General features: G+C 64.3%; 10 protein-coding genes. All 10 read right to left on the bottom strand.

Annotated features, from left to right (window positions below):
* Window positions 1-24: 24 nt before the first annotated feature.
* Window positions 25-1,452 carry a S8 family serine peptidase gene (locus LB532_RS29705; RefSeq protein WP_140643989.1) on the bottom strand — a complete coding sequence of 476 codons (1,428 nt, stop codon included), beginning with the start codon at window positions 1,450-1,452 and terminating at the stop codon, window positions 25-27.
* Window positions 1,442-2,110: an anti-sigma factor gene (locus LB532_RS29700; RefSeq protein WP_140643991.1), complete on the bottom strand. Its 669-nt coding sequence runs from the start codon at window positions 2,108-2,110 to the stop codon at window positions 1,442-1,444. The genes LB532_RS29705 and LB532_RS29700 overlap by 11 nt, the downstream gene beginning before the upstream one ends.
* Window positions 2,107-2,673: a sigma-70 family RNA polymerase sigma factor gene (locus tag LB532_RS29695; protein WP_140643993.1), complete on the bottom strand. Its 567-nt coding sequence runs from the start codon at window positions 2,671-2,673 to the stop codon at window positions 2,107-2,109. Before LB532_RS29695 ends, LB532_RS29700 begins: the two co-directional genes overlap by 4 nt.
* Window positions 2,674-2,830: 157 nt before the next feature.
* Window positions 2,831-3,682, bottom strand: coding sequence for an alkaline phosphatase family protein (locus tag LB532_RS29690; RefSeq protein WP_181169594.1), 852 nt, complete (start codon window positions 3,680-3,682; stop codon window positions 2,831-2,833).
* 70 nt (window positions 3,683-3,752) lie between these two features.
* A complete protein-coding gene (locus tag LB532_RS29685) occupies window positions 3,753-5,336 on the bottom strand; it encodes an ABC transporter substrate-binding protein (RefSeq protein ID WP_140643995.1) in 1,584 nt (527 codons plus the stop codon).
* 114 nt (window positions 5,337-5,450) lie between these two features.
* Complete coding sequence (locus LB532_RS29680; RefSeq protein WP_140644056.1) at window positions 5,451-7,106, bottom strand: ABC transporter ATP-binding protein; 1,656 nt, start codon at window positions 7,104-7,106, stop codon at window positions 5,451-5,453.
* Window positions 7,106-7,930 carry an ABC transporter permease gene (locus LB532_RS29675; RefSeq protein ID WP_140512801.1) on the bottom strand — a complete coding sequence of 275 codons (825 nt, stop codon included), beginning with the start codon at window positions 7,928-7,930 and terminating at the stop codon, window positions 7,106-7,108. Before LB532_RS29675 ends, LB532_RS29680 begins: the two co-directional genes overlap by 1 nt.
* Before the next feature lie 11 nt (window positions 7,931-7,941).
* Window positions 7,942-8,901: an ABC transporter permease gene (locus LB532_RS29670; RefSeq protein ID WP_140643997.1), complete on the bottom strand. Its 960-nt coding sequence runs from the start codon at window positions 8,899-8,901 to the stop codon at window positions 7,942-7,944.
* 15 nt (window positions 8,902-8,916) lie between these two features.
* Window positions 8,917-10,503: an ABC transporter substrate-binding protein gene (locus tag LB532_RS29665; RefSeq protein ID WP_140550359.1), complete on the bottom strand. Its 1,587-nt coding sequence runs from the start codon at window positions 10,501-10,503 to the stop codon at window positions 8,917-8,919.
* 153 nt (window positions 10,504-10,656) lie between these two features.
* Entirely contained in the window at window positions 10,657-12,642 is a 1,986-nt protein-coding gene (locus tag LB532_RS29660; protein WP_140643999.1) for a CocE/NonD family hydrolase, read from the bottom strand.
* Between the last annotated feature and the right edge of the window lie 88 nt (window positions 12,643-12,730).

The following is a 12,730-nucleotide window of genomic DNA, read 5'->3' as shown; positions in this document are numbered from 1 at the left end:
GACCTTGGGGCGTGTCGCCAAGGATCATTCCTTCGCCGTCTGGGCGGCCTTGATGTCCAGCAGCCCGTAGCCGAAATCATCGTCCCGCCCTTTCGAACCGAGATCCCGGGCTGTTGCGGCAAGCGCCTTTTCGATGGCGTCGGCCGAGCGGTCCGGCGCGGCGTGGATGAGATTGGCAATGGCGCCCGAGACGATCGCGGCGGCGAACGATGTGCCGGTGACGACATCCGAGCCGGCTCCGCTCGGCGCCACCATCTCGACGCCCGGCGCCGAGATGAAGACATAGGCGCCGCGATTGGCCTGCGGCATCAGCCCATCCCTGGCGTCGGTGGCGGTCACGGCGATGACGCCGTCGAAGGCGGCCGGGTAGCCATAGGGCGCCTTAGGCCCGTTGTTCCCGGCGGCGGCGACCAGAACCATGCCGAGCGCGCGTGCATTGCGGCAGGCGACGCCGAGCAGGTCGTTCTTCGGACCGACGAAACTCATATTGATGATGCGCACGTCTTGGCTTGCCGCCCAGTCGAGCGCAGCAAGGATGACGTCCATTGTCGACTTGCCGCCTTCGAAGGCGCGTGCGTGAAAGATCCTGGCGCCGGGCGCCATGCCCTTGAGCGCGCCGACGCCGGCGATCAGCCCGTCGATTGAGGTGCCGTGGTCGCGCTTTTCGACCGGCACGTCGGGCATGGCGTCGAACTGGCCGGCGATGACCCCGGCCAGTGTCGGGTTGGTGTCGTCGATGCCGGTATCGATTACCGCGACGCGGACATTCTCGCCGCTCGCCTGGTTGGCGTCGAGCGCGATGCGCTCGAACGCATAGTTGACGATGCCCGCCGCCTGCTGCAGCGAATAGATATGGTTGGGCTCACGCCGCTCTGTGCGGCTGTCGGCGGCAAGCTGCGCCAGCACCACGCCGACGGGTCGGCCGTCGGGAATGCCGAAGCGCACAAGGGTGGTGCCGAGCAGAAACGACCGCCGCTGCGAGCGCACATCGAGGCCGAAGGAAGCGGCGATCTGCTGCACGGCGCCCGCATCGCCATCGACGGTCACCAGCACCTCGTCTGGCACGAAATCGCCGGCCACGGCGCGTGGCGGCTCAACGGCGATGAGATCGCTCGGCGAGACGATCGGCCCGCCCGAAGGCGGTCCGGCCTGCGTGCCGGCGGGCGGCGTCGCCGGGTCCGGCCGTGGCGTCGGCACCGGTGCCGCAGGAGCGGTCGGATTGGGGAACAGGTCAACGATCAGGGCGGGAAGAAACACGGCACCGGCCGCGCCGTCATTGATGCCCTTGCCGTCCTTGCCACAGTCGGCGCCCGCCGCATCGGTGCCGTCGCGGCAGTCGATCTTTCCCCGGTTGGCATTGGCGTCGTTGCCCTGCGCCGACGCAGGCCCGATGGCGATCGTCATCGCCGCCGCAAGGATTGCCGCAAATCGAATGACCGCCTCAGCCGCCATCGGCCGGTTTCCTTCCCTCGATCACGGTGTCCGTGAAAGGCTGGGCGGCAACAAGGCCGAGTTGCCTGGTGTAGTCGGCCGCGTTGGCGGCCGGAATGCCGAGCCGGAACACGCCCCCGGCAGTCGGTCCGTCCAGGATCTTCAGTCCGCTGCCGCCGAGAAAGGCGGCGATGTCGGACATTTTCGCGTCGGGCTTGAACTTGACCAGGGCGAACGGCATCTTCGCCATCTCGTCCTGCGCGCCCGCGATCTCGAAATTGCCGCCCTTGCCGCCGGGCTGCATAAACGACTGCACCATGACCAGTGCCAGCAGAGCCGCGGCCGCCGCCCAGGCGACGCCGACCGGCAGCGCCATGAAACGGCCCCAGGCCTGCGCCAGCCAGGACGAACCGGCGGCGGCGCGCGCCGGGCCAGCCTCGGCATCGAGCGCCCTGGAAAAGCGGCTCAGCGCATCGGCCGGCGGACGGATCGCCTCATTGGCGGCCGCGGTGCTGGAGAATTCGGCCTCCGCCTCGCCAAGAGCCGCCATGGCCGCCGGATCGCTGGCCAGCCATTCCTCGACGGCCTCCAGCTCCGAGCCTTCCAGCGAACCGTTCAGGTAGAACGGCAGCAGCGTTTCCATTTCATCGCGGCGCGACATCTTTTCAGCGGCGCTCATGGCCACCCCCTGTCGTAACCGGCGGCCTTGAGGGCCTCGCCGAGTTTCTTGCGGGCATAAAACATCCGGGTCTTGACGGTCGCGACCGGGATGTCGAGGACCTCGCCGATCTCGGTCACCGATTGCCCCTGATAATAGGCGAGATCGATGACCACGCGATGCTCGTGCGGCAAGGCATCGATGAAGCGGCGCAAGGCGGCGCTCTTGTCCTCCTTCATGGTGACGATCTCGGGCGTATCGGCGCCGTCGGGCACCGCGGCGGCGGCCTCGTCGTCGATCCAGTCTTCCTTTTTCTTGCGCAACAGGGACAGCGCCTTGAAGCGGGCGATGCCGAGCAGCCATGTCGAGACTTCGGAACGTCCCTCGAAATCCGGCGCCTGGCGCCACAGTTCGAGGAACACCTCGTTCGCGATATCGTCAGCCATCATTTCCGATCCCGTCTGGCGCGCCACGAAGCGGTATATTCGCGCGTGGTGGCGCATGAACAGGAGCCGCACGGCGGCCCGGTCGCCCTTCGCGACCCGCTCGACAAGCGCGCGATCGGTTTCCATTGCGGCCGTCATGGCCGATCGAGCCGCCTGGCTCCTGCCTGCTCTGTCGCTGATCGGTCCAAAAAGGTTCATCCTCCGCCAAGGAATTTGCGGAGGCTAACCGAAGAAGATGAGCGTTGCCAGAGCATATAGGGACGGGAGAGGGGACGCCAACGTCGCGCCCGCTCCTTCAGTCTAGGAAAGGCTTCGCCTTCATCGTCTCGGGTATCGCCACCCCAAGCCGGCTCAGAACCGTCGGTGCCAGCTGCAACTGGTCGAGCAGCGTGTCGGCATCGGGTCCGTTGCCGCCGCCGAAATAATACAGCGCGAAATCCTGCATCTCGTCATCATGGCCGCCATGGTGGCCGCGGTCGGTCTGGCCATGATCGGCGGTGACGATCACTTCATAGCCGGCATCGCGCCAGCGCGGCAGGAAAGCGGCCAGCATGCCGTCCATCGCGTAGCAGGCATGGTCCATCTCATGACAGTCATGGCCGAAACGGTGGCCCATCGAGTCCAGCGTGCAAGTGTGCAGGATGCCGTAGTCGATGCCGTGGCGGCTGCTCAGCATGGTCAGCGTGGCGAACAGGTCGACGTCGCTCGGCGTCATCTGGTTGCGCGCGTTGTAGCCAGTCATGGTGTGGAAGCGGCCATGCGTGATCGGCCCGCCCGGCTCGTCGTACTCCATGTCCTCGACGAGGTCGAACGGGTAGGAACGGAAGAACTCCGACCAGTAGGAGTGGGTGACCGCGCCGGTTGTGCCGCCGGCCTTGGTGACCTCCGAGAAGATGTCGGGCTGGCTGACGCGGAAGCGGTTCTCGTTGGAAAGAATGCCATGCGCCTGCGGCGGCACCCCGGTATGGATCGAGGCGTAGCAGCAGGCCGAGGTCGACGGCAGCACCGAGCGCATCTTCCATACCCGCGCTTCGCCCGACTGCACCCAGCCTTCGAGGTTGCCCATCAGCCGGCGCCAGTTTCGGTACGGCACGCCGTCGAGGATGATCAGCAGCAGTTTGGTCTTGAGCGCCACGAGCTGCTCCATGCGATTGTCCGGTGAAACGAGCACGCCGCGTGTCGCACGGACACGCGGCACTTTCGGCAGGAACCTGATGTCAGGCGTTCAGCCAGCATTCGCCAAGCGCGTAGCCGTCCATCATCTCGCCGATCGGGCTCTTGGCGAAGCCGCCGATCTTGTTGGTGGCGGCGTCGATGAACTGGTTGAAGAAAGGCACGATCAATCCGCCTTCGTCGCGCATCAGCACGGCCATGTCGTGGTAGATTGCCTTGCGCTTGTCCTGGTCGAGCTCGCCGCGCGCCGCAAACAGCATCTTGTCGAACTCGGGCCGCTTGAAACGCGTGTCGTTCCAGTCGGCGTTCGACACATAGCCGGTGGAATACATCTGGTCCTGCGTCGCACGCCCGCCCCAGTAAGACAGCGAGAAAGGCTGCTTGTTCCAGACCTCCGACCAATAGCCGTCGCCCGGCTCGCGCTTGATCTCGATCTTGATGCCTGCCTTGGCGGCACTCTGCTGATAGAGCTGTGCCGCATCGACGGCCCCGGGGAAAGCGACGTCGGAGGTGCGCAGCAGGATCGAGCCGCTGTGGCCCGACTTCTTATAGAGCGCCGCCGCCTTTTCCGGGTCGAACTTGCGCTGTTCGATGGTCGAAAACAGCGGATAGGCCTCGTTGATCGGGAAGTCGTTGCCGACTGAACCATAGCCGCGAAGGATCTTTTCCAGCATCTCGTCGCGATCCATGGCGAGCTTGAGCGCCATCCTGAGATCGCCGTTGTCGAAGGGCGCAGTGTCGCAGAACATGTTGAACGGGTAATAGCCCTTGCCCGAAACGTTCTCGATGCTGACGCCGGGGATGCGCTTGACGAGATCGACCACCTTGGGCTCGACGCGGTTGATCATGTGCACCTGGCCGCCTTGCAGGGCCGCGAGCCGCGCCGTCGCATCGTTGATGACGACGATCTCGACCTGGTCGGCATGGCCCGCCTTGTCGCCTTGCCAGTAATTGGCGAACCGCTCGCCGCCATGGCGCACGCCGGGCTGGTTGACGGTCACCTTATAGGGGCCGGCGCTGATGCCCGCGTTCGGATTGTCCTTGCCGCCATTGGGCTGGATGACGAGATGATAGTCGGCCATCAGATAGGGGAAGTCGGCATCGGCGTCGGCAAGCGTGACGACGACCTCCTTGCCGCTGGCCTTGATACCCTTGATGTTCTTGAGAATGCCGAGTGCGCCCGACTTCGACTTCTCGTCGGCGTGGCGCTCGATGGTGGCCGCGACATCCTCCGCGCCGACCGTCTTGCCATTGTGGAACTCGATGCCGTCGCGGATCTTGATCGTCCAGGTCTTGGCATCCGGGGAAGCGCCGATGTCCTCGGCGATCAGGTTGACCAACCTGTTGTCGGGGGTGAGGCGGACCAGATATTCGCCCCACTGCTTGCCGAAGCTGAAGGTGACCTGGCTTAGGTTCAGCGCCGGATCGAGGCTGTTGGTCGATTCGCCGCCCTGCAGGCCGGCCTTGAGAATGCCGCCCTTGACCGGCGTCTGCGCGAAGGCTTTCCCGGCCAGCGTCGTTGCCAGCGCCGCCGACACGCCCAATGCCGCAGTGCGGCCCAAAAAGTCACGCCGCGATATCCGGCCCTGGCCGGCGAGTTCAGCGAGATGGTCGAGTTCAGTCTTCATGTCCTACCCCTTTTTGAAACAACCGCACACAGGCGATGCCGTCCGAAGGACGTGTGGCCCTCCAGTGTTGCATGCGGATGACGTTCGTCATCTCCTTGACTGGCGAACCGCTGGCTAGTTCCCGGCGCTCGCCATGCGTCGCCCCTTGATCGCCTTTTCCAGCCAGCCAATTTCCATTTCCGGAACCGAGGACAGCAGGAGGTCGGTATAGGCATCGAAAGGCGGTGTGAGCACCTTGCTTTTGGAACCGTAACGGACCACCTCGCCGCGATACATCACCGCGATCGAATCGGCGATCGACCTTACCGTCGCAAGGTCGTGGGTAATGAAGAGATATGCGACCTTCTCGTGCTGCTGCAGGTTCAACAAAAGCTTGAGAATGCCGTTGGCCACCAGCGGGTCGAGCGCCGAGGTCACCTCGTCGCAGATGATCAGCTTCGGTTTGGCGGCGAGCGAGCGGGCGATGCAGACGCGCTGCTTCTGGCCGCCCGACAGCTCCGCCGGATAGCGGTCGATGAAGCCTTTGCCCATCTCGATCTCGTCGAGCAATTCGGCGACGCGCCGGTCGCGCTCACGTCCCCGCATGCCGAAATAGAACTCCAGCGGCCGGCCGATGATGGTGCCGACGGTCTGGCGCGGGTTCATGGCCACGTCGGCCATCTGATAGATCATCTGCAGCTGCCGCAGATCCTCCTTCGGCCGGTCGGCAAGCCGGTTGGCAAGCGGGCGCCCGTCGAAGGTCACCGTGCCCTGTTCGGGCGGCAGGAGCCCTGTGATGGCGCGCGCCAGCGTCGACTTGCCGGAACCGGACTCGCCGACCACTGCCAGCGTCTGGCCGGGATAGATATCAACGGAGACGTTCTTCAGCACCTTGACATGGCCGCCGCCATAGGCGGCGGTGACGTTCTTCACGGACAGGAATGGCGAGGCGCCGGGTTTCTGCTCGGCGTGTTCGATCTCGTGCACAGACACCAGAGCGTTGGTGTATTCCTGGCGCGGTTCCTTGATGATCTGGCGGGTGCCGCCCCATTCGACCAGCCGGCCGTGACGCAGCACCATGATCTCGTCCGACACCTGGGCGACGACGGCGAGGTCGTGGGTGATGTAGAGCGCGGCCACATGCGTGTCGCGGATGGCGTCCTTGATCGCCGACAGCACGTCGATCTGCGTCGTCACGTCGAGCGCCGTCGTCGGCTCGTCGAAGACGATCAGGTCCGGTTCCGAGCACAGCGCCATCGCCGTCATCACACGCTGCAGCTGGCCGCCGGACACTTGGTGCGGGAAACGCTCGCCGATGGTTTCGGGATTGGGCAGGCTCAGCTTCTTGAACAGCGCGACGGCGCGTTTCTCGGCCTCCGCGCGCGTCGCCCTGCCGTGCAGGAGGGTGGCTTCGACAACCTGGTCCATCAGCCTGTGCGCCGGGTTGAAAGCCGCTGCCGCCGACTGCGCGACATAGCAGACCTCGCGGCCGCGCAGCCTGCGGAAACCTTCCTTGCCGCCCTTGAGGATGTCGCGGCCGTTGAGCAGCACCTCGCCGCCGGTGATGCGCACGCCGCCGCGTCCGTAACCCATCGAAGACAGGCCGATGGTCGACTTGCCGGCACCGGATTCGCCGATCAGGCCGAGCACCTTGCCCTTTTCCAGCGTCAGCGAGACGTCATGGACGAGGGTGATGGTCTTCGGCGCTTCGCCTGGTGGGTAGACCATGGCCTCGATGCGCAGGTTGCGGATATCGAGGAGCGGGCTGGATTTGGCTTTGCTGTCGGCCATCATCCGCGTCCTCCTTTCAGGCTTGTCGTGCGGTTGAGCACCCAGTCGGCAACGAGATTGACCGAGATCGCAAGCGCCGCGATCGCGGCCGCCGGTATGAGCGCCGCGGCAATGCCGAAGACGATGCCGTCCTTGTTTTCCTTGACCATGCCGCCCCAGTCGGCATCCGGCGGCTGTACGCCGAGGCCAAGAAAGGAGAGCGTCGACAGGAACAGAACGGCATAGATGAAGCGCAGGCCGAGTTCCGAGACCAGCGGCGACAGCGCATTGGGCAGGATCTCGCGGAAGATGATCCAGGCGCTGCCTTCGCCGCGCAGCTTCGCGGCTTCGACATAGTCCATCACGTTGATGTCGACGGCGACCGCGCGCGACAGGCGGTAGACGCGGGTCGAGTCAAGAATGCCCATCACCAGGATCAGCGTCACCAGGTTTGTCGGCAGCACCGAGAGCACGACAAGGCCCATGATCAGCGTCGGGATCGACATCAGGAGATCGACGAGGCGCGACAGCAGCGTGTCGAACCAGCCGCCGAACACTGCCGCCGAAAAGCCGAGAATGGCGCCAAGCGAGAAGGACAACGCCGTGGCGAGCACTGCGATGAACAGGGTGATGCGCGCACCATAGATCATGCGCGACAGCAGATCGCGGCCAAGGTTGTCGGTGCCCAGCCAATGCGCCGCCGACATCGGCTCCCAGACGTCGCCGACGATCTCGCCATTGCCGTGCGGCGCAAGCCAGGGCGCGAAGATAGCCGCCAACACGAACAGGGCCGTCAGCACCAGACCGACCAGCGCGGGCACGGGGATGCGTTTGATGTCGAGCATGCCCGCCCTCTTCATTTGGGATGCCTCAGGCGCGGATTGGCGACGATTGCCGCTATATCAGCGATGATGTTGAGGCCGATATAGACGGCGGCGAAGATCAGTCCGACCGCCTGCACCACCGGCACGTCGCGCTTGGTGACGTGATCGACCAGATACTGCCCCATGCCGGGATAGACGAAGATCACTTCGACCACGACCACGCCGACGATCAGATAGGCGAGGTTGAGCATGACCACGTTGATGATCGGCGCGATGGCGTTCGGGAAGGCATGTTTGCGGATGACCGCGAAAGCCGAGAGTCCCTTGAGCTCGGCGGTCTCCACATAGGCCGATTGCATGACGTTTAGGATCGCCGCGCGCGTCATGCGCATCATATGGGCAAGCACCACCAGCGTCAGTGCCGCCGCCGGCAGCGCGATCGCCTGCATGCGTTCGCCGAAAGGCATGCCTTCATAGACGGTCGAGATGGCGGGGAACCACTGATGCTGAACCGCGAAGTAGAAGACCAGCAAGTAGCCGATGAAGAATTCCGGGAAGGAGGTCGAGGCGAGCGCCAGTCCCGAGATCAGCTTGTCGACCCAGCCATTGCGGTAGCGCACCGCGATCAGGCCAAGCGTTATGGCCAGTGGAATGGCCACGATCGCCGCCCAGAAGGCGAGGAACAGCGTGTTCCACAGCCGGCCCTTGATCGATGTCGCGATGTCCTGTCCGCTCGACATGGCGGTCCCGAGATTGCCGGTCAAAACGCCGCCGAGCCAGCGGAAATACCTGATATAGGCCGGGTCGTTGAGACCAAGCTGCTCACGCAGATTGGCGAGCGATTCCGGTGTCGCCGACTGCCCCAGGATGGCTTGCGCGACGTCGCCGGGCAGGATCTGTGTGCCGGCGAAAATCAGGACCGAGACGGCCAACAAAAGGAGGATGCCCAGCGCAACGCGCTGGGCCACCAATTTCACGATGGGTGAGGACATCTGGGCAAGGCCGGCTCAGGCTTCGAGCCAGCACTTTGCCAGGGCGTAGCCATTCATCAACTCCTGGTGCGGATCGTCCACCCAGCCGCCCACCTTGGCGCCGGTGGCGTCGATGAACTGGTTGAACATCGGCAGGATCAGGCCTCCTTCGTCGCGCACCATGACGGCCATGTCGTGATACATCGCCTTGCGCTTGGCCTCGTCCAGCTCGGCGCGCGCCGCCAGCACCATCTTGTCGAAATCCGGGCGCTTGAAACGCGTGTCGTTCCAGTCGGCGGTCGACAGATAGGCGGTCGAGTACATCTGGTCCTGGGTCGAGCGTCCGCCCCAATAGGAGGCGCAGAAGGGCTGCTTGTTCCAGACCTCGTTCCAGTAGCCGTCGCCCGGCTCGCGCTTGAGCTCGATCTTGATGCCGGCCTTGGCGGCGCTCTGCTGGAAAAGTTGGGACGCGTCGACGGCGCCCGGGAAGGCGACGTCGGAGGTCCTGAGCAGCACCGTGCCGTCATGCCCCGACTTCTTGTAGTGGAACTTGGCCTTGTCCGGATCGTATGTGCGCTGCTCGATCTCGGTGAACAGCGGGTAGGAGGCATTGATCGGGAAATCATTGCCGAGCGAACCGTAACCGCGCAGCACCTTCTTCAGCATTTCTTCCCGGTCGATCGCCAGCTTCAGCGCCATCCTGAGGTCGTTATTGTCGAACGGCGCCGTATTGCAGTGCATGATGAAGACGTAGTGGCCCGGTCCCGCATGGTTGCGGATGGTAACGCCCGGCACGCGTTTGATAAGGTCGACGATCTTCGGCTCGACGCGGTTGACCATGTTGACCTGGCCGCCCTGCAGGGCGGCCGTACGTGCCGTGGCGTCGTTGATGACGATGATCTCGATCTGGTCGGCATGGCCCATCTTGTCACCCTGCCAGTAATTGGCGAAGCGCTCGCCGCCATGGCGCACGCCGGGCTCGTTGGTGGTGACCTTGTAGGGGCCCGCCGAGATGCCGGCATCGGCCTTGTCCTTGCCGCCATTGGGCTGGACGATCAGGTGGTAGTCGCTGAGCAGGTAGGGCAGATCGGCATTGGCCTCCTTCAGCGTCAGCACCACTTCCTTGCCGCTGGCCTTGATGCTTTCGATGCCTTTCATGTAGCCGAGCGCGCCGGACTTCGACTTCTCATCCGAATGGCGCTCGAGCGTGGCGGCGACGTCTTCGGCTGTCACCGTCTTGCCATTGTGGAATTCGACGCCGTCGCGGATCTTCAGCGTCCAGACCTTGGCATCGTCGGACGAGCCGATCTCCTCGGCGATGCGGTTCTCGAGCTTGCCCTCGGGGGAAAGCTCGACGATCAGTTCGCCCCACATCTTGCCGAAGGCGAACGGCACCTGCGTCATGAACAGGGCTGGATCCAGGCTGTTGGTGGACTCGCCGCCAACCAGGCCTGCCTTGAGCGTGCCGCCCTTGACCGGGCCGGCTGCGCGCGCCGCGCTCGAAAGCAGCGAGTTGGCGAAGGTCGCGGTGACGCCGAGCGCTGCCGCCCGGCCGAGAAAATCACGACGGCTGAGCTTGCCTGAAGCGACGCGTCGGCTAAGGAATTCCAGTTCGTTTGACATTTTGAGTTCCTCACTCTGTTGGTTCGACCTTAGTGGTCGTTTTCTTGTTTCTTGTGAGGGGAATAATGACCGCAAGGGAAAGCGGTAAGCAAGACCGAATGCGACATGCCGTGGCGTAAATGGCACGTCGCAATTGGACCAATGCCTTGCCGCTCAAACAAGCGAGCGCGGAATCGCCTGTTCGAAATCGCGTTCGAAGACGAGTTTTTCGCCTTCGTAAGCTTCAATTCGGGCGCTTACGATGAAGTTTTTGGCGTCCGAGCGTATTTCGGCCGATGTTTCGGTGCGCACCGACCATCCGCTTCGCGACAGGGTTTGCGTCCAATGCGTGCGTCCCCCGGCCGACAACGGATCGTCCGGATGGATCGTCCAGGTCTCGCGGGCGATGCTGCCGTTCGCCAGGCCATGTGCAAGATCGCGCACCTCGCCGAAATCGTCTTCTATGGAAAGCGTGACGATGCCGGTCTTCTCGTCGCGGTCGACGCGGCGTTCCGAATTGGCCGGGCGGATGGTCTCGGTTGCCCAAGGGGAAGCAGCCTCCGGCGCGGCGAACGTGACCTCGTCGCTTGTCGCCAGCGGGCGCAGCGGCAGCTCCAGCGTCGCCGCCGACAGGCTTAGGCGGACCGGCTCCGGCGAGGGCCAGATCATGGGCCAATAGGCGTTCGAGACGGCTATGCGCAAATGGTGGCCGGCCGGCACGCGATAGGCGCACTGGTCGAGCACGACGCGTGCAGAAACGCTCTCGCCGGGGACAAGTGCTTGGGGGAATTCGTGCGAGAGGCGATGCGTCAGGTTGAGCACGCCATAGGAGATCAGTTCGGAGGCGCCATCGGGATGCACGTCGCAAAGCCGCACCGCGATGTTGGCCTGCGGGCGGTCGCAGGATAACCGGACGTCGACTTCCGGTGCGCCGACGATGTCGATCGCCTCGGCGAGTTCCGGCTGGTCGAAACATGCCGACAGCGCGTCGTCGGGACGCTGGTCGCCCGGCAATTCCGGGCCGAAGGTGAACGGGAAATACTCACCGCCGGCCAGCCCGCAGCTTTGCGGCGAAGCGATGATGACGGATTTACCGCCCGCAGGGACCAATTCGATCGTTTGCGTCTTGATGTCGGGCGAAGGCCACTGCCGCTCCGCCACCCAGCGGCCCGGCCGTTCCGGATGCCAGCGCGCTGGCCGCACGCTGTCCATCACATAGGCGCGGTAGGGCGGGTCGGCCTCGACGCCGGTCTCGATACCCTTCAGCCAGCGGTCCCACCAGCGCAGCGCTTCCTGCAGGAAGCCGATTGCCGGCTGGGGGCCGGCATAATGTGGGTATTTGTGGATCCAAGGGCCGACAATGCCTTTGACCGGCGCCTCGATGTTGGCGACGAGATGCGAGATGGTGTTGCGGTAACCGTCATGCCAGCCACCGATCGACAGCACCGCGGCCTTGACGGCGGAGAAATCCTCGCAAATCGAGCCGCGTTTCCAGTAGGCATCGCGGTGCTGGTGGCCAAGCCAGAGCGGCAAAAGGAACGACTGGTTCTCCAGACGGCTGAGCCACAGGTCGCGCCATCTGTTGTCGCCCGCCAGCAGCGGGTCCGGCGGCCGTGACGAATAGGACAGCATCGTCGAGGCCCAGCCGAAATTTTCCAGCAGCAGGCAGCCGCCCTTGTAGTGGATGTCGTCGGCGTAGCGATCGACGGTCGAGCACAGGCTGATCACCGCCTTGAGCGCCGGCGGCTGCATGGCTGCCACCTGCAGGCAGTTGAAGCCGCCCCAGGAAATGCCCATCATGCCGACATTGCCGTTGCACCAGGGTTGGGCGGCCGCCCAGGCGATGACGTCGCAGGCATCCTGCAATTCCTGCTCGGAATATTCGTCGTCCATCAGCCCTTCGGAATCGCCGTTGCCGCGCATGTCGACGCGGATCGAGGCATAGCCGTGGCCGGCGAAATAGGGATGCGTCAGCTGGTCGCGAAAGATGGTGCCGTCGCGCTTGCGGTAAGGCAGATGCTCGAGGATGACAGGCACCGGATCATCGCCGGCATCTTCCGGCATCCACACCCGCGCCGACAGCCGGCAGCCATCGGGCATGACGATGCCCATATCGGGGAATTCGACGGCCTTGCGGGGAAATTCGGTGACGGTTTTCATGGCGCGCATAACGCCTCGCGGCGCGGCAAGTTTCAATCGCCATTCGCGACTGGAGCAGAGGATTATGCGACCTGTACCGCTGCTTGGT

It is taken from the genome of Mesorhizobium sp. ESP-6-2 (assembly GCF_020164675.1).
GTDB lineage: Bacteria > Pseudomonadota > Alphaproteobacteria > Rhizobiales > Rhizobiaceae > Mesorhizobium.
This window is presented reverse-complemented; position numbering and strand designations above follow the sequence as displayed.

Bases quoted from the DNA above. Each gene is read 5' to 3' on its own strand.
- LB532_RS29705 (WP_140643989.1), bottom strand. From the start codon at position 1,452: ATGGCGGCTGAGGCGGTCATTCGATTTGCGGCAATCCTTGCGGCGGCG.
- LB532_RS29700 (WP_140643991.1), bottom strand. From the start codon at position 2,110: ATGAGCGCCGCTGAAAAGATGTCGCGCCGCGATGAAATGGAAACGCTG.
- LB532_RS29695 (WP_140643993.1), bottom strand. From the start codon at position 2,673: ATGACGGCCGCAATGGAAACCGATCGCGCGCTTGTCGAGCGGGTCGCG.
- LB532_RS29690 (WP_181169594.1), bottom strand. From the start codon at position 3,682: ATGGAGCAGCTCGTGGCGCTCAAGACCAAACTGCTGCTGATCATCCTC.
- LB532_RS29685 (WP_140643995.1), bottom strand. From the start codon at position 5,336: ATGAAGACTGAACTCGACCATCTCGCTGAACTCGCCGGCCAGGGCCGG.
- LB532_RS29680 (WP_140644056.1), bottom strand. From the start codon at position 7,106: ATGGCCGACAGCAAAGCCAAATCCAGCCCGCTCCTCGATATCCGCAAC.
- LB532_RS29675 (WP_140512801.1), bottom strand. From the start codon at position 7,930: ATGCTCGACATCAAACGCATCCCCGTGCCCGCGCTGGTCGGTCTGGTG.
- LB532_RS29670 (WP_140643997.1), bottom strand. From the start codon at position 8,901: ATGTCCTCACCCATCGTGAAATTGGTGGCCCAGCGCGTTGCGCTGGGC.
- LB532_RS29665 (WP_140550359.1), bottom strand. From the start codon at position 10,503: ATGTCAAACGAACTGGAATTCCTTAGCCGACGCGTCGCTTCAGGCAAG.
- LB532_RS29660 (WP_140643999.1), bottom strand. From the start codon at position 12,642: ATGAAAACCGTCACCGAATTTCCCCGCAAGGCCGTCGAATTCCCCGAT.